Source organism: Variovorax sp. 10N412 (genome assembly GCF_056394985.1).
Window position 1 is genome coordinate 41,948 of the sequence record NZ_JBFTIO010000009.1, and the last position, 21,928, is coordinate 63,875.

The window sequence follows — 21,928 nt, forward strand, 5'->3', positions numbered from 1 at the left end:
GCCGAAGCGCTCCGGATTGCCGGGTGGACGGATGCAAGACGAATGCCAGATGGCACGTTGTCTGCAAAAAATATAAGATTTATATATTGAATGTATACAATAAAATTCCATCGGTCCAGTCCAAGCTTGCGCTTCGGGTTTGCCTGTTCATCCGGCCACTTCCTTTCATGACGAAAAGCTCAACTTCTGCAATGCCCTCGCTGCGCGACGAGCGGGCGGTGCGGCGCGGGCCTGCGGTGCGCTTCACGGCCGACGGCCACCCGGTCGAAGCCTTCGAAGGCGAAAGCGTCGCGGCGGCGCTGCTTGCCGCGGGGCGGCGCGAACTTCGGCGCAGCCCGCGCAACGGCGCACCGCGTGGCATGTTCTGCCTCATGGGCTCCTGCCAGGAATGCCTGGTGTGGGTCGGCGAACGCAAGCTGGCGGCCTGCCAGGTGCCGGTGGTGGCAGGCCTGGCCATCGAATCGCTCGACTTCCGGGAGCAGCGCCTTGGCTGAAGCGCTCCCTTCACCCGTCGACTTGCTGGTGATCGGTGCCGGTCCTGCCGGTGCGCGCGCGGCCTTGCGCGCGCAAGCCTGCGGCCTGGACGTGCTGCTGGTCGACGAGAACCCGGACGCAGGCGGCCAGGTGTGGCGCGCGCTGCCGCCTGGCTTCATGCGGGCCGCCGGCGTCCGGCCGTCGCACGAAGCCATGCAGGGCGACGCCCTGCGCGCCGAACTGCATCGCTCGGGCGTGCGCTGCCTGTTCGGCCACAAGGTATGGAACGTGGGCAGCAGCCTGCGCACCGACCTGATCGGCCCCGGTGGCGTGGCGAGCTGGCAGCCGCGCGCCCTGCTGGTGGCGACCGGCACCACCGAGCGCGTCGTGCCCTTCGCCGGGTGGACCGAGCCCGGGGTGATCGGCCTGGCCGCGGCCACCATCCTTCTCAAGTCTCAGAACATGCTGCCCGGCCGGCGCACGGTGGTCGCCGGCAGCGGTCCGCTGCTGCTGGCCGTGGCGACCGGCATCCTCAAGGCCGGCGGCGAGGTCGCCGCGGTGCTGGACCTGGCCAGCCGCGCGGACTGGCTGCGAACCCTGCCTTCGCTGGCCGGCCGGCCCGATCTGCTGTGGCAGGGCATGCAATGGCAGGCGCGCCTGCGCATGGCGGGGGTGCCGATGTTCTATCGGCACGGCATTGCGTCGGTCGAGGCGCTCGGCGACGGGTTCCGTATTCACGCGCAGCAGGTCGACACGACCGGTGCGCCTCTTGCGCGCATCGCGCCTGTGGCTTTCGATGCGGACGCTGTCGCCGTGGGGCACGGCCTGGTGCCGGGTACCGACGTGACCCGGCTGCTGCGGGCGCGCCATCGCTACGACGCGGCGCGCGGCGGCTGGATCGCACACGCCGACGTCGAGGGCCGTACCTCCATCGCCGGCCTGTACGTCGCCGGCGACGGGGCGGGCATTGCCGGTGCCGCTGCGGCCGGCGCCCATGGCGAGCTTGCGGCCGTCGCCTGCGCCCACGATCTGGGCCGCTTGACCGCCGAGGCCCATGCGCGCGAGCGCGATCGCCTGCTCGCGCAGTGGCGCAAGCCCGCGCGCTTCGGGCGCGCGATGGCGGGCCTGATGGCCTTGCGAGACGGCAGCCTCGCGGGCATCGCGCCCGACACGGTGGTCTGCCGCTGCGAGGACGTGACCCGCGGCGAGATCGACGCCGCCGCGCGCGACGGGGCGCGCGACATGAACCAGCTCAAGGCCTGGACCCGCTGCGGCATGGGCCCCTGCCAGGGGCGCACCTGCGGGGACGTCGCGGGGGCATTGCTCGCCGCCCACGTGGGCAGCCGCGAAGCCGCAGGGTGCTTCACTGGCCGGGCGCCGTTGCGGCCGGTCTCGCTCGCCGAGGTGGCCGGCGACTACACCTACGCCGACATCCCCATTCCGAAGGCGGCCCCACTGTGAGCCGCGGCGCAGGCTCCTCTTCGGCCTACGACGCGGTCGTGATCGGCGGCGGTGTCATGGGCTGCTCGACCGCGCTGCATCTGGCGCGAGGCGGCATGCGGGTCGCGCTGGTCGACCGCGGGCCCCTGTGCCGCGAGGCGTCCGGCGTCAACGCCGGCACGCTGACGCTGCACATGACGCGCGCCGCGCTGGTGCCCTATGCCATGCGCGCCTGGCAGATGTGGATGGATGCCGAGCAATGGCTGGGCATGGGCGTGCTCGCCACCCACGTGCCGGGCCTCACGCTGGCCTTCACCGAGGCCGAGTGCGAGCTGGTCGACCTGCGTGCCAGGGCGCGCCGCGAATACGGGGCACCCATCGACGTCATTTCGGCGGCGCGCGCGAGAGAGATCGAACCCGGCGTGCATCCCGGGCTGCTGAAGGCGGGCTACTGCGACATCGACGGCTTCGCGAGCGCCTACCTCACGGGCCGTGCCTTTCGCCACGCGCTCACTGTCGCGGGTGTGGCGGTGATCGAGAACGCGCCCGTCGAGGCCATCGATTCCGGCGATGCGGGTCACCGCGTGCGCTTCGCCGGCGCGGTGGGCCGAGCGCCCTTGCAGGCGGCGCGCGTGGTGCTCGCGGGTGGTGTGTGGATCGAGGACATGCTGGCCTGGCTCGGCGTGCGGATTCCCATCAAGGTGTTGGTCAACCAGCTCATCGTGACCGAGCGCATCCGGCCGGTGATGCGCACCGTGCTCAGTGTGGCCAACGGGCTGCTGTCGCTCAAACAGTTCGCCAACGGCACCGTGCTGATCGGCGGCGGCTGGCAGGGCGAGGGCGACCGCGAGCGCGGGGGCGTCGAGGTTCGCGCGCAGAACCTCGTGGGCAACATGCGCCTGGCCGCCTATGCCGTGCCCGCCCTGGCCGAAGCCCGCATCGCGCGCATCTGGCTCGGCCTGGAGGCCGAGACCGCCGACGCCATGCCGATCGTGGGCGAGGTGCCCGGCGTGCCGCAGGCCTACGTGGTCGGCAGCGCCCATTCGGGCTACACCAGCGGCCCGTTCATGGGCCGGATCATGGCCCAGCACATCCTCGGGCAGCAACCCGACCTGCCTCTTTTCGATCCCGCCCGCCTGCTGGGCATGCCGATGCCCGGCGCTTGACAACCCGTTGCCATGATTCCTGAACAACCCGACGCTTTCCACGGCATCTATGCCGCCACCCTGTGCCCGCTGCACGACGACGGCCGCATCGACGAAGCGACGCTGGCGCGTCATCTCGAAGCCAACGCCCGCGTGCCGGGCATGAAGGGCCTGCTGATCAACGGCCACGCCGGCGAGAACTTCTCGCTCTCGCGCGAAGAGAAGCGCCGTGTGACCGAGATCGCGTTCGAGGTCTGCGGCCCGCGTTCGCTGCTGGTGTGCGGCATCAATGCCGAGGACAGTTTCGAGGCCCAGCGCCACGTCGACGATGCGAAGGCCGCGGGGGCCGACGCCGTGCTGGTCTTTCCGCCGTTCTCGTGGGCGCTCTCGCAGGACGCGCGCATGGCCGTGACGCACCACCGGATCGCCAACGCCAATGCGGGCCTGCCCCTGATGCTCTACCAGGCCGGCGTCAATGCGGGCACCCTGGGCTATCGCCCCGAGGTGCTGGCCGAGCTGGTGCAGCTGCCGCATGTGGTAGGCGTCAAGGAGGGCAGCTGGGAGGCCGCGGCCTACGAGGCCAACCGCCGGCTGGTGAAGCGGGTGGCGCCGCACGTCGCCATGATGGCCTCGGGCGACGAGCACCTGCTGACCTGCTTCGCCGTCGGCAGCGAAGGCAGCCTTGTGAGCCTCGCCGCGGTCGTTCCCGAGCTGGTGATCGACCTCGACCTTGCGATGAAGCGCGGCGATCTCGCGACGGCGCGCCGCCTCAACGAACGCATCTATCCGCTCGCCAAGGCGATCTACGGCACGGCGCCCGGCGGCTACGCGACGGCGCGCCTGAAGGCCTGCCTGAAGCTGCTGGGCCGCTTTCCGAGCGACGCCATGCGCGCGCCGCTGGGACCGTTGCCGCGCGAGGAGGTGGCGGCCCTGGAGCGTGCGCTGGCCGAAGCCGGCGTGACCGCATGAACTGAACCGACCCGACCCAGGAGAACGCACCCATGACCCGCAAGATCATCCGCAACGGCCGCATCGTCACGGCCGTGGACGACTACACCGCCGACCTGCTGATCGACGACGGCTGCATCGTCGCCATCGGCCGCACGCTCGACGTCGGGCCCGACGTCGAGGCCATCGACGCCGCCGGCATGCTGGTGTTGCCGGGCGGCGTGGATTGCCACACCCACATGGACAACACCTTCGGCGACTCGACCACCTGCGACAGCTTCGAGTCGGGGACGCGGTCGGCCGCTTTCGGCGGCACCACCACCATCGTGGACTTCGCCTTCCAGCGCAAGGGAGTGAGCGTGCTCGAGGCCATCGAACGCGCCCGCGCCAAAGGCGCCGACGGGGCCTGCATCGACTACGGCTTCCACGTCATCGTGACCGGGGTGGACGAGCAGGTGCTGGCCGACATGCAGCATGCGATCCGGCATGAAGGCGTCTCCAGCTTCAAGATGTTCATGGCCTACCCGGGGTCGGTGATGGTCGACGACGCGGCCATCTTCCAGGCGATGCGCATGGTCGGGCAGCACGGCGGCATGATCGCGCTGCACGCCGAGAACGGAACCATCATCGAGCTGCTCATCAAGGAGGCGCTGGCCCAGGGCCACACCGCGCCCAAGTACCACGCGCTCACGCGCCCGGCGATCATGGAGGGCGAGGCCACGCACCGCGGCATCAAGCTGGCCGAGCTCGCCGACGCGCCGGTGTACTTCGTGCACCTCTCGGCCAGGGAGGCGCTCAAGCACGTGGTCGAGGCGAGGGACATGGGGGTGCCGGTGTTCGCCGAGACCTGCCCGCACTACCTTTTCTTCGACGACAGTGCCTACGACAGCGAAGACTTCGATCTGGCGCGCTACGTGATGAGCCCGCCCCTTCGCTCCAAGACGTCGCAGCAGGCCTTGTGGACCGCACTGCGCACCGACGACCTGCAACTGGTCTCGACCGACCATTGCCCCTTCTGCATGAAGGAAGGGCACCTGGGGCGCATCAACCAGAAGCCGTACGGCCAGAACGATTTCTCGAAGATCCCCAACGGCGTGCCCGGCGTGGAAACGCGCATGCCGACCCTCTACGACGGCGGCGTGCGCGCGGGCCGCATCTCGCTGAACCGCTTCGTGGAGCTGGTGTCCACGGCGCCGTCGAAGCTGTTCGGCCTGTTTCCGCAAAAGGGCACGATCGCCGTCGGCAGCGATGCCGACCTGGTGATCTTCGACCCGGAGGCGCAGCACGTCATCTCGGCGAAGACGCAGCACGGCAACTGCGATTTCACGCTGTTCGAAGGCCACGGCGTGACGGGGCAGGTGAAGAAGGTGCTGTTGCGCGGCGAGCTCATCGTCGACGGCGAGCGATGGCTCGGCAAGGCCGGCAGCGGCCGCTATGTGGCGCGCGGGGAATCGGGCGGCTGGTAGCCGGCGACGCGGCATGCCCACCTACGACTACGCCTGCGCGCGCTGCGGCCCCTTCGTCGAGCGACGGCCGATGGCCTTGTTCGACCGGCCGGCGCCGTGCCCCGCGTGCGGCGCGCCGTCGGACCGCGCACTGAGCGTGCCTCATTCGCTGGGCACCCGGCGCAGCCAGGAAGGTCCAGGTCGCGCGGCAGCGCACGGCGATGCGCCGGGCTACCGGCGCCTGCGCCCGGGTGGCGGGTGCGCCTGCTGTCCGCCTGCCAGCGCGTGAACCGTCGGGCGGTCTTTTACGCGTCGTCAAGTTTCTTCGACGGGCCCGTCCGAGGGTGGGCAAAAAATGCTTTATGGCTTGCATTACCCGTTCCCGCTTCATGGAACGCGCCGCGCACGTCACCATGCGGGGATGCCTTCAACCTTCCGCATCCAGGCCGATCGCCTCTGGCAGCGCCTCGAGACCCTCGCCTCTTTCACCCGCCCTGACGTTCCCTGGACGCGCCGCGCCTTCTCGCCCGAATTCGACGAAGCCAGGAACTGGCTGCGCGGCCAGTTCGAGCAGGCCGGGCTCAGCGTGCGCACCGACGCCGCCGGCAACCTGACCGGGCGCTGCGAGGGCACCGAACCCGGGCGGGCGCCGCTCGTCACCGGGTCGCATTGCGACACCGTGGTGGGCGGTGGGCGTTTCGACGGCATCCTGGGCGTGCTGGCGGGGCTGGAGGTGGCGCAGTCGCTCCACGAGGGCGGCGTCTTGCTGCGCCATCCGCTGGAAGTGATCGACTTTCTCTCGGAAGAGCCCAGCGACTACGGCATTTCCTGCGTGGGAAGCCGTGCTTTCGCCGGCACGCTGGACGCGGCCATGCTGGCTTCCTGCAACGAGGCCGGCGAAAGCCTGGCGCAGGCCATGCGGCGCATCGGCGCACGGCCCGACGACCTGGCCAGCGCGGCCCGCGGACCCGGCGGCATCGCCGCCTTCGTGGAGCTGCACATCGAGCAGGGGCCGGTGCTGGAGCGCGAGGGCCTGCCGATCGGCGTGGTCACCGACATCGTGGGCATCCGCCGCGTCGCGTTCACCGTGACCGGGCAACCGGACCACGCCGGCACCACCCCGATGGACATCCGCCGCGACGCCCTCGTCGGCGCGGCCCGGCTGATCGACACGGTGCACCGCGAGGCCTGCGCCATGGACGGCAGTCCGCACTACGTGGTGGCGACGGTCGGGCGCCTCTCGATGAGCCCCAACGTGCCCAACGCCGTGCCTGGCCGGGTCGACATGGTGCTGGAGGTGCGCAGCAATGCGCAGACGGTGCTCGACGATTTCCCCGAGCGCGTGCTGGCCCTGTGCCGCGACGAGTTCCAGCGGCTGCGCGTCGCCTGCAGCGCCGCACCCCTCACGCGCACGCCGCCAACGCGGTGCGACGACGTCGTCATGCAGGCCGTTGCCCAGGCCGCCGACGGCCTGGCGCTGGCGCACCGAGCGCTGCCAAGCGGCGCGGGCCACGATGCGATGCACGTCGCGGCGACGGGCCCGATGGGGATGATCTTCATCCCCTGCCTGAACGGCCGCAGCCACTGCCAGGAAGAGTGGGCCAGCAAGGAGCAGGTGGCCGCCGGCACCCGGGTGCTGGCGCAAACGCTCAGGCTGCTGGACGCACGCTAACCGCCGCCGCTTCGAAGGCCTGCCCCGCCGCGACGACGGCGTCGATCACCTGTCGCAAGCCCTTGCTCAGCGGCTTGTCGTTGCGGGTGACCAGCGCCAGGGTGCGGTGCAGTGGCGGGTGCAGCGCTCGCAGGTCGAGCTCGGGGTGATGCCCACGGCCCGTGACCGCCATCCTCGGCAGGATCGCCACGCCCAGGCCTGCCGCCACCATGGCCTTGATGGCCTCGACGCTGTCGAACTCCATCACCGGCGGCGACGTGCATCCGCCGCGCCGCAGCCAATCGTCGACGAGGCTGCGCGTGCTGGCTTCCGACACGAACTTGACGAGCGGCAGCGAGCCGAGCATGGCCGCCGTCACTTCGGCCGGCCATTCGGTGCTGCCGCGCTGGCAGATGGCCACGAACTCGTCGCGAAGGATCGGTGTCACGGCCAGCGCGCGCGAGCTGACCGGCAGCGTGACCACGGCGGCGTCGACCGTGTTGTCTTCCACGCGCCGCACGTAGCCCTCGGTGTTGCCCGTGCTCACGATGATGTTGAGCAGCGGATAGCGCGCGCGCAGGTCGCGCAGCGCCGGGGGCAGCAGATAGAGGCAGCTGGTGCCGCCAGTGCCGAGCCGCACACGGCCGGCCACGCCCGCCGAATGGAACGTGGCGGCATTGATCGCGTTGGACAGCGCCGCCACCACCTGGGGCAACTCCGCCATCAGGTCGGTGCCCGCGGGCGTGGGGCCGACCCTGCGGCCGACCCGTTCGATCAGGCGCACGCCGAGGCGCCTTTCGAGTTGCTTCACCTGCACGCTGACCGCCGGCTGCGTCAGGCCGAGCCGTTCGGCGGCGGCTGAAAAGCTACCTAATTCGAGCACCAGTGAAAAAGTGCGCAATTGCTCGAAATTAATAGACAAAGCCAAATTGTTTTTTATGGGGTGCATAACGATGCACGGCTTCTTTCAAGCATGCGCGACTACAAGAATGAGTTGGGGAGGGGCAAAGAGCAGAACACTGGCCGAACGAATGGATGCCAGGGCGGCAAGATCCGCACGGCAGGTTATATGCCAAGGACCCCATGGACGCGTTTCAAACAAACTGCTCAAGGGGATTGGCATGCAGGACCTTATTTCCATCGAGGATCTTTCCAGGATCGATATCGAGAAATTGTTTTCGACCGTCGATCATTTGCGTCGCACACCCGAAATCTTCAGGCACGCGCTGGCCGGGCGTGTGGTGTGCACGCTCTTTTTCGAGCCCAGCACGCGAACACGGTTGGGCTTCGAGGCGGCAGCGCACCGCCTGGGCGCGCGCGTGCTCAGCGTGTCCGACATGCGCAACACGCGGCTGGAGCTCGGCGAGAGCCTGCTGGACACCACGCGCATGGCCGGCTTCTATTGCGACGCGGTGGTGGCGCGCCACACGGAGGACGGCGTCATGCGCCGCATCAAGGACACGGTGCGCGTGCCGCTCATCAATGCGGGCGAGGGACAGGTCCGGCATCCGAGCCAGGCGCTGATCGATCTCTATACGCTGCAGGACCATTTCGGCGACATCGACAACCTGCATGTGGGCATTGCTGGCGGCATTCGTTATTCGCGGGCGGCGAAATCGCTGATCGCAGGGTTGCGCAAGTTCAGCAATGTCCGCCTTCACGTGGTCGATGCGCCGCACGAGGCGGACGAAGGCACCGAATTTCCCCGGGAACTCGGCGAATTGAACGGCGTGCCGGCGCTCGAGTATTCGTCGATGAAGGAAATGATCGGGCTTGTCGACGTCGTGTACATGGTGCGCGTGCAGCAGGAAAAATTCACCGATCCGGCCGCATACCAGCGCCAGCTGCACAAGTGCCGGCTGCACCGTGCGCTGCTGTCCCGCGCATTGCCGGGCCTCGTCGTCATGCACTGCCTGCCGCGCACCGACGAGCTGGACGCGGACATCGACGACACGCCGCAGAACAAGTACTTCCAGCAGGCGCGAAACGGCGTGGCCGTGCGCAGTGCGGCGCTGCTGCGCTGCCTCGCCGTCGGGTCCGGCGCGGGCCCGGTCAGCGGCGGCAGGTCGTGATGACCTTGCTTGTGATTCCGGCGCTGGGCCTTTTCATCGGCGTGGTGGCGGTCACCATCGGCGGCGGTGCGACGGCGGGCGTGCCGCTGTTGCTGCTCATGGGGCACTCGGCGGCGCAGAGCATTGCCACGGTCAAGTTCGCGCTGCTCGGGTCCTTCGTCACCGGCTCGCTCGCGCACCGCGGTGACGCCGCCGAGCACAAGGCGATGCCCTGGGTGGTGTGGCCGCTGGCGGTCGTGGGATCGGTATCGGGCTCGCTGCTGGTGGTCGGCATTGCCGACCGGGTGCTCAAGATCCTGGTGGCGCTGCTGATGGTCGTCATTCTCTGGATCACGCACCGGACCGACTTCTCGCAACGCCCGCGTGATGTGCAGGCGCGCCTGCCGTACGCGCCGGCAGGCGTGGCGGTGATCTTCGGGCTGTGCGTGTATTCCGGGTTCTTCGGTGCCGGCTTCGGCACGTTGCTGATCTTCGCGCTGATGCGCTGCTACGGACTCACGTTCCGCGAGAGCGCGGCGGTCATGACGCGCATCAACCTGCTGGTGGTCGGGGCGTCGGTGGCCACCTTCGTCTCCAGCGGCGCCGTCGACTTCCGCCTGGGCATTCCCTTGTTCGTCGGATGTGCGGTGGGCGGATGGCTGGGCGCGTGGGTGGCCCGTGTGGCGGACCCCAAGCGCATGAAGACCGCCTTCCAGGCCTTCACGCTGCTGCTGGGCGCCAAGCTGTTGTGGGAAGCGTGGGCGGCGGGGTAGGAGCCGGCACACGTGGCCCGCGCAGCCCGTGGTTGCCGGGCCGCTACAGCTGGTCCGTCGGTACGAACCACGAGAACAGCAGCAACTGCAGCCGCGTCAGCATGCTGGAATCGGGCTCGCTGTCGAGCACCTCGTTGTCGACGTCGCCGGTGCCGATCCACTGCACGTTCTTGCCGTCGGGGTTGAGGGTCACGCGGTACACGCCTTCGATGTCGTCGAGCTGGTAGGCGAACAGCAGGGCCTGCGCCAGCTCGAAGCTGCGCACGCGCACGCCGAACTCGGTGTTCAGAAGCGCCGAGCGCGGGTCGAGGTTCATGGAGCCCAGCAGCACCCACTGGCGGTCGACCAGCGCCAGCTTGGCGTGCAGGCGGCCGCGGGCCTTCTTCAGCAGGGTGCGGAACTGGCCGGCGCGGCGCAGCTGCTGCGTGCTGACCTCGTACAGGTTCACGCCCAGCTTGAGCATGTCGACGCGGTAGCGGTTGTAGTTGATGTTGACCAGCGGCTCGTCGCTGTCGGCCAGCGAGTTGGTGATGACGGTGATGTTGATGCCGTGCTCGCGCCCCATGCGGATGCGCTCCATGCCTTCGTCGCCCGGAATGAAGTAGGGCGAGATCACCACCACGTTCGACTGCGCGGTGGCCAGCATTTCATGGAAGCGGCGCGCCAGCGACTCGGTGGGCTGCGTCATGACGCCCAGCGCCTTGTTGGGGCTGTCGGCCGTGGCGTGCGCCTCGGCGCGCATCCATCTCAGCTGCGCCACGTCGGCGAGCTGCGCGCCCAGCGGCAGGTCGCCGAGCAGGTCGGTGATCGGAAGCGGGCCGGGCGGGGGCGCATGGGCCGGGGAGGTGGCTTCTTCGAAGTCGGCCTTCAGCGCCTGCGGTGTGCGGCTCGTGCTGGCCACCCGGTGCAGGGGGTAGACCACGTCGCTGTTCCAGTAGGTGTCGAAGATGGCGGCGGACTCGGGGGCCACCGGACCGGCCATGAGCAGTTCGAAATCGATGAAGTTCGCGCTCTCGCTGCGCAGGAAGTACTCGTCGGCGAGGTTGCGCCCGCCTGCGATGACCATGGCGCCGTCGGCCACGAACAGCTTGTTGTGCATGCGGTGGTTGAGCCGGCGGAAGTCGCCGAAGAACTCCAGCCAGCGCCCCGACGAATGGTCGCGCGCGTTCACGAACGGGTTGAACAGCCGCACCTCGGCGTTGGGCTCGGCGGCCAGGCCGAGCAGCAGGGGGTCCATGCCGGCCGTGTAGAAGTCGTCGAGCAGCAGCCGCACGCGCACGCCGCGCCGGGCGGCATTGCGCATTTCGCGCAGCAGCAGCCGGCCGGTCTTGTCGTTGCCCAGCTGGTAGGTCTGGATGTCGAGCGACGACGTGGCGCGCCGCATGAGCTCGAGCCGCGCGTCGAGCGCGAAGGAGGCCTCGATCAGCGGGCGCATGCTGGACAACCCGTCGGGCGGTGAATTGAGGCTGAGCGCCGCGCGGCCGAGCTCGGTGGACGCGGAGGCCGCAATCGCGAATGCCGGCGGCTCGGGAATGCGCGGAGGCAGCCCGGCGCAGCCTGCCAGCACCAAAGCCGCAGCCATGGCCATCAGGTGCCAGGCCAGGCCGCGCAGTGCAGAAGACAAAAGGGCAATGAGCTTGAACATGAGGGCCGCAAACGCACGGGGGCGTGCGGGCGGCATGGTAGCTGTTTCGCCTCGAAAAGAAGACGCAATTTCACAACGCAACCCCCGCTCGGTGACTGGGGATTGGACGAAGTGCCTGCTTTTCCCTCATAAAATAATAATGATTCTTAATTGTATTTGGAGCGAGGTTCTGATGAAGAGGTTGGTTGCGTGGCCCAAGGCTGTATCGGTGCTGGTGGGGTGTCTTGCGATCTATGCGCAGCAGCAGGTGCTTGCACAGACGACAACGGCGGCTTCCTTGCCTGAAGTCCGGGTCGATGCCAATGCCGATGCCGAAACGGCGACCTCGCCCGTCATCGGCTACCGCGCAAGGAACGCGGTCACCGCCACCAAGACCGACACGCCGCTGTCCGAAACACCTCAGTCGGTGACGGTCGTCACCCGGGACCAGATGGTCGATCAAGGTGCGACCAACCTGCAGGACGCACTGACCTACGCTGCGGGCGTGCGCTCTGACGCCTACGGCCTCGACGCTCGCTCGGACAGCTTCTCGGTGCGCGGCAGCGATCCTTCCGTCTATCTCGACGGACTGCAGACCTATTCGTCCGGCTACTACACCGCCACCGCTCGCCCCGACCCCTACACGCTGGAGCGCCTGGAGGTGCTGCGCGGGCCTGCCGGCATGCTGTTCGGCGCGGGCACGGCCGGCGGTGTGGTCAACATGGTCAGCAAGCGCCCCCAGCAGCAGGCGTACCGCGAGGTGGGCGTGCAGCTCGGTTCCTTCGGCCGCAAGCAGGTCCAGGCCGACCTCACCGGTCCGCTGACGGCGGACGGCGACTGGTCGTACCGGCTGGTCGCGCTGCAGCGCAAGTCCGACACGCAGGTCGACTACGTGCCGGACGACCGCTCGCTCATCATGCCGTCGCTCACCTGGCGGCCCAGTGCCGCCACCTCGCTGACGGTGCAGGGCCTGTGGCAGAAGGACAAGACCGGCAGCACCTCGCAGTTCTTTCCTTGGCAAGGCACCATCCTGGCGAACGTCAACGGCCCGCTGCGCTCGAGCCGGTTCATCGGCGAGCCGGGCGATGGCTACGACACCGAACGCAAGACCTTCGGCTGGATGTTCGAGCACAAGTTCAACGACGACTGGACGTTCCGCCAGAACTTTCGCGTGTCGCGCACGTTCAACGACTCGCACTACCACTACGGCGACTTCTTCTCCTTGCCCGGCGGCTGGGGCCTCGACCCGGTCGGCCAGCGCCTGCTGGGCCGTGTCAACGACAAGTCGCTGACCTGGACGCGCATGACCGGCGTCGACAACCATGTCGAAGGTCACTTCAACACCGGCGCGGTGCGCCACACTTTCCTGGTGGGCGCCGAGTATTCGCGCCAGCGCCAGGACAAGATCGAGGGCTCCTCGTACAGCGCCATCGACGCGTACGCGCCGGTCTACGGCATCGGCTACGTGCCGGTGACCGAGTTCGCCAGCCGGCCCCGCACCACCCAGCGCAACGCCGGCGTCTACGTGCAGGACCAGATGAAGCTGGACAACTGGATCTTCGTGGCCGGCTTGCGCCATGACCGCAGCACGGCCGGCACTGCAGGCAGCGACTCGGAGACCACCAGCGCCACCTCGCGCCGGCTGGGCGTCATGTACACGCTGCCGTCGGGCTGGTCGCCCTACCTGAGCTACACCGAATCGTTCACCCCGCAGGCGGGCACGAACCTCGAGGGCAAGCTGTTCAAGCCGCTGCGCGGCGAGCAGGTGGAGGCCGGTGTCAAGTACCAACCCGCGGGCTCGGCCACGAGCTTCACCGCGTCGGTCTTCTCGCTCAAGGAAAAGAACCGCGTCGTCTCCGACAGCACCAACCCCAACTACGGCCGCCAGGTCGATGCCACGAAAAACAAGGGCGTCGAGTTCGAACTCAAGACGACGCTGGCACGCGATTTCGACCTCATCGCCAACTACACCCACATCGATGTCGACCGGAAGCTCGTCGAACAGCCGCGCAACCAGGTGTCGATGTGGGGCAAGTACCGCTTCTCGATCGCCGGGGTGCCGGGCTTCTCGGCCGGCGCCGGTGTGCGCTACATGAGCGACTTCACCGATGTGGACGGCAGCAGCGCGGGGCCGCGCGTGCCTTCGGTGACCCTGGTGGACCTGATGCTGGCCTACGAGTCGGCCAAGTGGCGCTACGCCCTGAACATCAACAACGCGACCGACAAGACCTACTTCAGCACCTGCCTGGCGCGGGGCGACTGCTGGTACGGTGCGCGTCGCAGCGTCGTCGCGAGCGCCACCTACCGCTTCTAGACTACGACCTGAAAAAACCACCACGACATGAACAGCCGAAAAATCAAGACCTGGGCCTGGGTGCACAAATGGAGCAGCCTCGTGTGCACCGTCTTCATGCTGCTGCTGTGCCTCACCGGCCTGCCGCTCATCTTCCACCACGAGATCGGCCATCTGCTGGGCACCGAGGTCGAGGCGCCGAAGATGCCGGCCGGCACGCCCCGCATCAGCCTGGACCGCGTGCTCGACATCGCCAAGGCCAAGCACCCCGACCGCGTGGTGCAGTTCGCCTCGCAGCCGGAGGACGACGACGGCCTGTGGTTCGTCACGCTCACGCCCACGCCGGCGCCCACGGACGACTTCAAGTCGGTCGCGGTCGACGCGCGCACGGGCGACATCCTCGCGCAGCCCAAGTTCGACGAGGGCTTCATGTACGTCATGTTCAAGCTGCACGTCGACCTGTTCGCGGGCCTGCCGGGCAAGCTGTTTCTCGGCTTCATGGGCCTGCTGCTGCTGGTGGCCATCGTGTCGGGCGTGGTGCTGTATTCGCCTTTCATGCGCAAGCTCGACTTCGGCACGGTGCGCCGCGAGAAGCGTCCGCGCCTGAAGTGGCTCGACCTGCACAACCTGCTGGGCATCGTCACGCTGGTGTGGGTGTTTGTGGTGGGCTCCACCGGCATGATCAATACCTGGGCCGACCTGCTCATCAAGTACTGGCAGTACGACCAGCTCAGCGCGCTGCTCACTCCCTACAAGAACGAGCCGGTGGTGGCGGTGAACGAGCGCGCCTCGGTGCAGCGCTCGATGGACGCCGCGCTGCAGCACGCGCCCGGCATGAAGCTGTCGTTCATCGCCTTCCCCGGCACCTCGTTCTCCAGCCCGCACCACACCACCTTCTTCGTGCGCGGCAGCGAGCCCTTCACCTCCAAGCTCTTCCAGCCGGTGCTGGTGGACGCCAAGACCGCCGCAGTGACCGCTTCGCCGAAGCTGCCCTGGTACCTCACGGCGCTGCTGGTGTCGCAGCCGCTGCACTTCGGCGACTACGGCGGCATGCCGATGCAGATCCTCTGGGCGCTGCTCGACATCGCCACCATCATCGTGCTGGGCAGCGGGCTGTACCTGTGGCTCAAGCGGGGCAATCCCGTGCCCGCATCCCGCAAGACCGCGGCGCCTGAACAGCCGGGGGGTCCCGCTGGCGTGCAACCCGAGCCGGCACCGGCCATGAAGGCGCGGGCATGAAACAGCACCAAGGCTTCTGGCGCATGTGGGGCTGGCCGATCGTGCTGGGCCTGCTGACGACCTTCGGGCTGATCTCGGCCTTGTTCAGCGACGGCGGGCTGGGCGACATCTTGGCCTGGATCACCTTGGGCATTCCGGTCATCGTCTGCGCCTGGTTCGGCTGGCGAAAGTCGCCCAGCCGCTAGTTTTCCCTTGGCGTCGCGTCACCGCGACACGGCGGGGAGCGAGGCCGAAGCAGAATCGGCGCGATGAACATCGCTCCCGTCGCTGCGGCCTGTCTCCTGTTGCTGGGGGCTTCATCGGCCGCGCAGGCCCAGCCGGAGCCGCCGCCCGGTCCCGATACCGGTCCGCAGGCCGGTGCCTTGCGCCTGCGCGAAATCACCGTCTCCACGCCGCGCGGCGATGTCGCGCCCTTCAACGTGCCCGGCTCCGTCGACCGGGTCGACGGCAGCGACATGCGCGACAGCCGCCTGCAGGTCAACCTCTCCGAAAGCCTGGGCGCCGTGCCGGGTCTGCAGGTGCAGAACCGGCTGAACTACGCACAAGACCTGCAGCTGTCGATTCGCGGCTTCGGCGCGCGCTCGACCTTCGGCGTGCGCGGCGTGCGGCTGTATGTCGACGGCATCCCGGCCACCTTGCCCGACGGGCAGGGCCAGACCTCCAACATCGACATCGGCTCGGTTGACCGCGTGGAAGTGCTGCGCGGGCCGTTCTCCGCGCTCTACGGCAATTCTTCCGGCGGCGTGGTGCAGGCCTTCACCGCCTCGGGCGAGGGCCCGCCGCGGCTGTCGTATTCGCTCGCGGGCGGCAGCTTCGGCACATGGCGGCAGTCGCTGCAGCTGAGCGGTTCGCAGGGCGCGGTCGACTACCTGCTCGACGCGAGCCGCTTCCACACCGACGGCTGGCGGGAGCACAGCGCCGCGCGGCGCGACATCGCCAACGGCAAGCTGGGTATCGCGCTGGACAACGGCGACAAGCTCACGCTCATCATGAACAGCGTGCGCATCGACGCGCAAGACCCGCTGGGACTCACCGCCGACCAGTACGCGCTGGCCCCGCGCAGCGCGCCTCTGGCCACGCAGTACGACACCCGAAAGACGGTCGAGCAGACGCAGGTCGGGCTGCTCTACGAGCGTCGCATCGATGCCGAACAGGGGCTGCGCGTGATGCTCTACGGCGGCGAACGCAAGACCACGCAGTACCAGTCCATTCCCCCGTCGGCACAGCAGAACCCGCTGCACGCGGGCGGTGTGATCGACCTGTCGCGCCAGTACGGCGGCGTGGACCTGCGCTGGAACGCCGCGCTCACGCTGGCCGGCCGGCCTTTCGACGTGGTGGCGGGCCTGGGCTACGACAGCCTGCGCGAGAAGCGCCGCGGCTACGAGAACTACCTGGGCCCCGTCGCGGCGCCCGTGCTCGGCGTGCAGGGCCGGCTGCGGCGCAACGAGCTCAACGAGGTGTGGAACCTCGACCCTTACGCCCAGGCCACCTGGCGCTTCACCGACCGCTGGACGCTCGAGGCCGGCGTGCGCCGCAGCAGCGTGCACTTCAACTCGCAGGACCGCTACATCGTCGGCACGAACCGCGACGACAGTGGCAACGCGCGCTACAGCAGGACGCTGCCCGTGGCCTCGCTGCGCCACCAGGCCACGCCCGACCTCGCGCTGTACGGCTCCATCGGCCGCGGCTTCGAGACGCCGACGCTCAACGAGCTGTCGTACCGGGCGAACGGCGCGAGCGGCTTGAACTTCGCGCTGCGCCCCTCGGTCAACGACAGCATCGAGGTCGGCGCCAAGGCCAGGCTCGCGGGCGGACTGCTGACGGCGGCACTGTTCCAGACCCGCACACGCGACGAGATCGTGACGAACACCAACGTCGGCGGCCGCGCGACCTTCCAGAACGCGGGGCGCACCCGGCGCAACGGGTTCGAGCTGGGCTGGCAGCACGAGACAGCCAATCACTGGCGCACGCAGCTGGCCTACACCTGGCTGGACGCCACCTACCGCGATGCCTTCTGCTCACCGTCGCCCTGCGGGACCGGCAACACGGTGTCGGCGGGAAACCGCATTCCCGGAATTGCACGCCAGTCTCTGTTCGCATCGCTGGGCTGGGTGCCGCCCGAAGGCTGGCGCGCGGGCGTGGAGATGCGCGCGCTGGGCATGCTCCAGGCCAACGACGTCAACACTGCGAGCGCGCCGGGCTATGCCGTCGCGGCGGTGTACGCGGGCTATCTGAAGAAGTGGGAGCGCTGGGAGTTCAATGCCTTTGCGCGTGTCGACAACCTGTTCGACCGGCGCTACGTGGGTTCGGTGATCGTCAACGAAGGCAATGGCCGCTACTACGAACCCGCGCCGGGGCGCAACTGGACGGTAGGCTTGAGTGGTGCCTACCGGTTCTGATGCCATCGCAGCGGCATGAAAGCAAAAAACGGCGGGTGATGCCCGCCGTTCTTTCGTGTGTGCAATTGCGCAATCGTCAGAACGCTGCGGGCCGCCACTGAGGGCACGGGGTTGGGCCTGGCCATCGTGCGCGAGATTGCACGGGCCTTCGATGCCGACGTGGACCTCGCAGCCAACCCGCGCGAGGCGAGCGGGCTGCTGGTCACGGTGCGCTTCCTGCCGGCCGGCCCGGCGAGGGCCGCGAGTTCGGCGGAAAGAGCGGCTTAGGCCTTACTTCAGGCCGGCGGCCGCGCGCAGTGCCGGAGCCTGCGTGGTGGCTTCCCAGGTGAACTCGGGCTCTTCGCGGCCGAAGTGGCCGTACGCGGCGGTCTTCTGGTAGATCGGGCGCAGCAGGTCGAGCATCTGGATGATGCCCTTCGGACGCAGGTCGAAATGTTCGCGCACGAGGGCTGCGATCTTCTCGTCGGAGATCACGCCGGTGCCTTCGGTGTAGACCGTGATGTTCATCGGCTCGGCCACGCCGATGGCGTACGCCACCTGGATCTGGCACTGGCGCGCGATGCCCGCGGCCACGATGTTCTTGGCCACGTAGCGTGCAGCGTAGGCGGCCGAGCGGTCGACCTTCGACGGGTCCTTGCCCGAGAACGCGCCACCACCGTGCGGGCAGGCGCCGCCGTAGGTGTCCACGATGATCTTGCGGCCGGTGAGGCCACAGTCGCCTTGCGGGCCGCCGATGACGAAACGACCGGTCGGGTTGATCAGGTAGCGCGTGTTCTGCAGCCATTCCTTCGGCAGCACGGGCTTGATGATTTCCTCAATGACGGCTTCGTTGAACGAGGCCTTCATCTTGGTCGAGGTTTCGCTCTGGTCGGGGTGGTGCTGCGTCGACAGCACCACGGTGTCGATGCTGTGCGGCTTGCCGTCCACGTAGCGCATCGTGACCTGGCTCTTGGCATCGGGGCGCAGGAAAGGCAGGCGGCCGTCCTTGCGCAGCTGGGCCTGGCGTTCCACGAGGCGGTGCGCGTAGTAGATGGGCGCGGGCATCAGCTCGGGCGTTTCGTCGCAGGCGTAGCCGAACATCAGGCCCTGGTCGCCGGCGCCGGTGTTCAGGTGGTCGTCACTCGCGTGGTCCACGCCCTGGGCGATGTCGTTGGACTGCTTGTCGTAGCAGACCATCACGGCGCAACCCTTGTAGTCGATGCCGTACTCGGTGTTGTCGTAGCCGATGCGCTTGATGGTGTCGCGCGCGACCTGGATGTAGTCGACGTGCGCGTTGGTGGTGATTTCGCCGGCGAGCACCACGAGGCCGGTGTTGGTCAGCGTCTCGGCGGCCACGCGGCTGCGGGGGTCCTGCTCGAAGATCGCGTCGAGGATGGCATCCGAGATCTGGTCGGCAACCTTGTCGGGGTGGCCTTCGGAAACGGATTCGGAAGTGAAGAGAAAATCGTTCGCCATTTTTCAAAGCTCCTTGAAGTGATTTGGCGCGTTGCCAACTCTGCGGAGCCCTGGCGAACGCTTTAGCAGAGTGTCGAAAAAATCGACGGGGCACAATCGCCATGCGCTTGTGTTTGTCGCCCTGCAAGTTGTTCCGTAACTCGGCGACAATTTGGATTCTATTCGAGCCGCGCATACCATGCGCGCGCGTCCGTTTTTTGACCCCCTCCCGTTTTCAATGATCACCCTGTTCCGCCTGCTTGCCCGCGTGCCGATGCCGTTGATGCATGGGTTCGGTGCCATGCTGGGCTGGCTGGTCTGGTGGAGCGCGCCGGGATATCGCCGCCGCTTCAGGGCCAACGCCGAGCGCGCGGGCTTCGCGCCAGACCAGTACCGTCCCGCCATCGCCGCTGCGGGCAAGATGGCCTCCGAGCTGCCCTGGCTCTGGCTGCGTCCGCACGGCCAGACAGTGCTGCACCGCGTGGTGCGCTGGGAAGGCGTCGAGGCCTTCGAGGCCGCCATGCAGGCGAAGAAGGGCGTGATCCTTGTGGCGCCGCACCTCGGCAGCTGGGAGATGTGCGGCCAGGCCATCGGCGAGCGCTTCCTCGCGGCCTACGGACCCATCACGGCGCTGTTTCGTCCGGCGCGCAAGAAATGGATGGCCGACCTGATCGCCGCCGGCTCGCGCGACCGCCCCGGCCTGCAGACGCTGCCCACCAACAACAGCGGCGTGCGCGGCCTGATCCGCACGCTGCGCGGCGGCGGCTACACCGGCATCCTGCCCGACCAGGTGCCGCCGCTGGGGCAGGGCGTCTGGGCGCCGTTCCTCGGCCGCCCCGCCTACACCATGACCCTGCTTCCCCGTCTCGCGCAACAGACCGGCGCGGCCTGCTTCCTGAGCGTATGCGAACGCCTGCCGCGCGGCGCGGGCTACGTGATTCGCTTCGAACCCATCGTCGGTACCGCGCTCACCGACCCGGCGGCCTCCGTTGAAGACGCGACGGCCGCCATGAACGACGGCATCGGCCGGCTGATTCGCAGCCTGCCTGGCCAGTACGTCTGGGACTACGCGCGCTACAAGGAGCCGCGCGCCGAGCGCGTGACCGCCGCCACCGGGGAGGCCGCATGAGCTTCGGTTCCCGGCTCGGCATCGGTTTCATGCGCGCGATTGCGCCGCTGCCGCTGCCGCTCGTGCGTGGCTTCGGCAGGGTGCTGGGCCGCATCCTGCACACCGTGGCCGTGCCGCGGCGGCGCGTGGTCGATACCAACTTGGCCGTCTGCTTCCCCCAGAAGTCCGAGGCCGAGCGCCGCGCCCTGGCGCGCGAAACCTTCGTCTACGTGGCGCAGTCGTGGCTGGACCGCGGCTGGCTCTGGCATGCGCCCGAGAAAGTGGTGGCGAGCCGGCTCAAGGTGGTCGGGGCGGCGCCGGAGATCCGCGAGATCGCCGAGGGCGACGCGCCCATGATCCTGTTCGCGCCGCACTTCTACGGACTGGACGCCGCGGCCACCGCGCTGACCATGCACACGGCGCGCCCCTCGGCCACCATCTACACGACCCAGCGCGACCCCATGGTCGACGCCTGGATCCGTGAGGGCCGCACGCGCTTCGGCGACGTGGCGGCGCTCAACCGGGTGGACGGCATCAAGCCGGTGCTGCAGGGCCTGCGCAAGGGCGGCCTGCTGTACCTGCTGCCGGACATGGACTTCGGCCGCGACCAGACCATCTTCGTGCCGTTCTACGGCGTGCAGGCCGCCACCGTGCCCTCGCTGTCGCGCTTTGCGCGCCTGGGCAAGGCCAAGGTGGTGCCGGTGGTGTCGAAGCTCACGCCGGGCGGCTACGAAATCCAGGTGCTGGAGACTTGGCAGAACTTTCCGACCGACGACATCGATGCCGACACGGCGCTCATGAACGAGCGCCTGCAGGGCTACATCGACACGATGCCCGCCCAGTACTACTGGGTGCACCGCCGGTTCAAGACGCGCCCCGAAGGCGAGCCGCCGATCTATTGAAGCGGCCCGGCGGCGGCGGCATCAACTGCGCTGCAGGAAGGCCTCGATCTCGCGGGCGACCAGTTGCGGCTGCTCGTGCACGATCCAGTGGGTCGCGTCCGGCACCTTCTTGATCTCGAGCTTCGGCACGTACTCGTCGAGCCCTTCGAGCAGGCCGGGCAGCAGCGCGGCATCGTCGAGCGCCCAGAACACGAAGGTCGGCACGTTCACCGTGAGCCGCTCGCGCGGCAGCACCGGAATGCCGTCGACGGTCTGGCCCGGCAGCGGCGGCTTCATCGGTGTCACGCGGTACAGGTTGCACGCGCCGGTGAGGCCGGCGCCCCACACTTCGCGGTACTGCTGCTTCACTTCTTCGGTGAGCCAGCCGAAGCCGTCGGGGCCGGCCTTCATCAGCGTGAAGAAGGGCCACATGCGCTTGAAGTCGTCGGCCGCGAGCAGGGCTTCGGCATCGGGGCGCGCAAGGAAGTTCATGTAGGCACTGGCCTGCTGCTGCGCCGGGTTGTTGCGCAGTTCGCGGGTGAAGGTGCCCGGGTGCGGCGAATTGATGATGACCAGCTTACCGACATGCGCCGGGAATGCATTGGCATAGCCCCATCCGAAGGCACCGCCCCAGTCGTGGGCCACCAGCGCGGCCATGGTGCCGTCGGCGCTCTCGGTGGCGACGAGTTGCTGGATGTCCTGTATCAGCAACTGGGGCTTGTAGGCCGCCACTTCGGTCGGCGCGCTCGATCGCTCGAAGCCGCGCAGGTTGGGTGCCACGCAGCGGTAGCCGCCGTGCGCCGGGTCCGAGAAGTAATCGAGCAGTTCGTCCCAGATGAACGCGGCTTCGGGAAAGCCGTGCAGGAACACCATCAGCGGGCGGCCCGGCTTGCCGGCGGCGCGGCAGCTCAGGGTGGTGCCGTTGGGCAGGCTGCGTTGGAAGGTCTCGGTCATGCTCGTTGTCTCCTTGGGTTGACTGTCGCTATTCTTTTGATAGTGAACCACGCACGCTGGACGGCCGCT

Annotated in this window: 20 protein-coding genes; 16 read left to right on the plus strand and 4 right to left on the minus strand. The window is 68.4% G+C overall.

All coding sequences use genetic code 11. From position 1 onward, the window contains the following. The first annotated feature begins 167 nt into the window (after positions 1–167). From AC1DJH_RS20940 to AC1DJH_RS20970, 7 genes are all read left to right on the plus strand, one after another. A complete protein-coding gene (locus AC1DJH_RS20940) occupies positions 168–494 on the plus strand; it encodes a (2Fe-2S)-binding protein (RefSeq protein ID WP_472117243.1) in 327 nt (108 codons plus the stop codon). Beyond that, entirely contained in the window at positions 487–1,935 is a 1,449-nt protein-coding gene (locus AC1DJH_RS20945) for an FAD-dependent oxidoreductase (protein WP_478187022.1), read from the plus strand. Before AC1DJH_RS20940 ends, AC1DJH_RS20945 begins: the two co-directional genes overlap by 8 nt. Next, the gene (locus tag AC1DJH_RS20950; RefSeq protein ID WP_478187023.1) at positions 1,932–3,080 is read left to right on the plus strand and encodes an NAD(P)/FAD-dependent oxidoreductase; all 1,149 of its coding nucleotides are present in this window, start codon (positions 1,932–1,934) and stop codon (positions 3,078–3,080) included. The genes AC1DJH_RS20945 and AC1DJH_RS20950 overlap by 4 nt, the downstream gene beginning before the upstream one ends. Positions 3,081–3,092: 12 nt before the next feature. Then, positions 3,093–4,028 (plus strand): dihydrodipicolinate synthase family protein, encoded by a 936-nt coding sequence (locus AC1DJH_RS20955; RefSeq protein WP_478187024.1) that lies wholly within the window; start codon positions 3,093–3,095, stop codon positions 4,026–4,028. Between the two features lie 32 nt (positions 4,029–4,060). Continuing rightward, on the plus strand, positions 4,061–5,473 hold the full coding sequence (gene hydA / locus AC1DJH_RS20960) for a dihydropyrimidinase (protein ID WP_478187025.1): 1,413 nt from the start codon (positions 4,061–4,063) through the stop codon (positions 5,471–5,473). A 13-nt stretch (positions 5,474–5,486) separates the two neighbouring features. Further along, entirely contained in the window at positions 5,487–5,741 is a 255-nt protein-coding gene (locus AC1DJH_RS20965; protein ID WP_435482758.1) for a zinc ribbon domain-containing protein, read from the plus strand. Between the two features lie 132 nt (positions 5,742–5,873). Then, positions 5,874–7,124, plus strand: coding sequence for an allantoate amidohydrolase (locus AC1DJH_RS20970; protein WP_478187026.1), 1,251 nt, complete (start codon positions 5,874–5,876; stop codon positions 7,122–7,124). Here AC1DJH_RS20970 and AC1DJH_RS20975 read toward each other — a convergent pair. Next, on the minus strand, positions 7,102–8,052 hold the full coding sequence (locus tag AC1DJH_RS20975; RefSeq protein ID WP_478187027.1) for a LysR family transcriptional regulator: 951 nt from the start codon (positions 8,050–8,052) through the stop codon (positions 7,102–7,104). The genes AC1DJH_RS20970 and AC1DJH_RS20975 overlap by 23 nt on opposite strands. Before the next feature lie 82 nt (positions 8,053–8,134). Between AC1DJH_RS20975 and pyrB the strand changes: the two genes are divergently transcribed. Next, a complete protein-coding gene (gene pyrB, locus AC1DJH_RS20980) occupies positions 8,135–9,175 on the plus strand; it encodes an aspartate carbamoyltransferase (RefSeq protein ID WP_478187028.1) in 1,041 nt (346 codons plus the stop codon). After that, positions 9,175–9,927, plus strand: coding sequence for a sulfite exporter TauE/SafE family protein (locus AC1DJH_RS20985; RefSeq protein ID WP_478187029.1), 753 nt, complete (start codon positions 9,175–9,177; stop codon positions 9,925–9,927). Before pyrB ends, AC1DJH_RS20985 begins: the two co-directional genes overlap by 1 nt. Before the next feature lie 43 nt (positions 9,928–9,970). On the opposite strand, the gene AC1DJH_RS20990 is transcribed toward AC1DJH_RS20985, so the two are convergent. Beyond that, on the minus strand, positions 9,971–11,608 hold the full coding sequence (locus AC1DJH_RS20990; RefSeq protein WP_478187030.1) for a phospholipase D family protein: 1,638 nt from the start codon (positions 11,606–11,608) through the stop codon (positions 9,971–9,973). A 136-nt stretch (positions 11,609–11,744) separates the two neighbouring features. On the opposite strand from AC1DJH_RS20990, the gene AC1DJH_RS20995 reads away from it, so the two are divergent. The 5 genes from AC1DJH_RS20995 to AC1DJH_RS21015 all read left to right on the plus strand — a co-directional run bounded on the left by AC1DJH_RS20995 (position 11,745) and on the right by AC1DJH_RS21015 (position 17,749). Further along, a complete protein-coding gene (locus tag AC1DJH_RS20995; RefSeq protein WP_478187031.1) occupies positions 11,745–13,865 on the plus strand; it encodes a TonB-dependent siderophore receptor in 2,121 nt (706 codons plus the stop codon). Between the two features lie 27 nt (positions 13,866–13,892). Beyond that, entirely contained in the window at positions 13,893–15,083 is a 1,191-nt protein-coding gene (locus AC1DJH_RS21000) for a PepSY-associated TM helix domain-containing protein (RefSeq protein ID WP_478187032.1), read from the plus strand. Then, positions 15,080–15,268 (plus strand): hypothetical protein, encoded by a 189-nt coding sequence (locus AC1DJH_RS21005; protein WP_472117205.1) that lies wholly within the window; start codon positions 15,080–15,082, stop codon positions 15,266–15,268. The genes AC1DJH_RS21000 and AC1DJH_RS21005 overlap by 4 nt, the downstream gene beginning before the upstream one ends. Positions 15,269–15,331: 63 nt before the next feature. Next, positions 15,332–17,482: a TonB-dependent receptor domain-containing protein gene (locus tag AC1DJH_RS21010; protein ID WP_478187033.1), complete on the plus strand. Its 2,151-nt coding sequence runs from the start codon at positions 15,332–15,334 to the stop codon at positions 17,480–17,482. 111 nt (positions 17,483–17,593) lie between these two features. Beyond that, positions 17,594–17,749: a hypothetical protein gene (locus AC1DJH_RS21015; protein WP_478187034.1), complete on the plus strand. Its 156-nt coding sequence runs from the start codon at positions 17,594–17,596 to the stop codon at positions 17,747–17,749. 3 nt (positions 17,750–17,752) lie between these two features. On the opposite strand, the gene metK is transcribed toward AC1DJH_RS21015, so the two are convergent. Beyond that, positions 17,753–18,937 carry a methionine adenosyltransferase gene (gene metK / locus AC1DJH_RS21020; protein ID WP_472117199.1) on the minus strand — a complete coding sequence of 395 codons (1,185 nt, stop codon included), beginning with the start codon at positions 18,935–18,937 and terminating at the stop codon, positions 17,753–17,755. 217 nt (positions 18,938–19,154) lie between these two features. On the opposite strand from metK, the gene AC1DJH_RS21025 reads away from it, so the two are divergent. Beyond that, positions 19,155–20,045 (plus strand): lysophospholipid acyltransferase family protein, encoded by an 891-nt coding sequence (locus AC1DJH_RS21025; protein ID WP_472117196.1) that lies wholly within the window; start codon positions 19,155–19,157, stop codon positions 20,043–20,045. After that, positions 20,042–20,926 carry an LpxL/LpxP family acyltransferase gene (locus tag AC1DJH_RS21030; RefSeq protein WP_435441414.1) on the plus strand — a complete coding sequence of 295 codons (885 nt, stop codon included), beginning with the start codon at positions 20,042–20,044 and terminating at the stop codon, positions 20,924–20,926. The genes AC1DJH_RS21025 and AC1DJH_RS21030 overlap by 4 nt, the downstream gene beginning before the upstream one ends. A 21-nt stretch (positions 20,927–20,947) precedes the next feature. Here AC1DJH_RS21030 and AC1DJH_RS21035 read toward each other — a convergent pair whose 3' ends face one another. Then, positions 20,948–21,859 carry an alpha/beta fold hydrolase gene (locus AC1DJH_RS21035; RefSeq protein ID WP_478187035.1) on the minus strand — a complete coding sequence of 304 codons (912 nt, stop codon included), beginning with the start codon at positions 21,857–21,859 and terminating at the stop codon, positions 20,948–20,950. Positions 21,860–21,928: the final 69 nt, after the last annotated feature.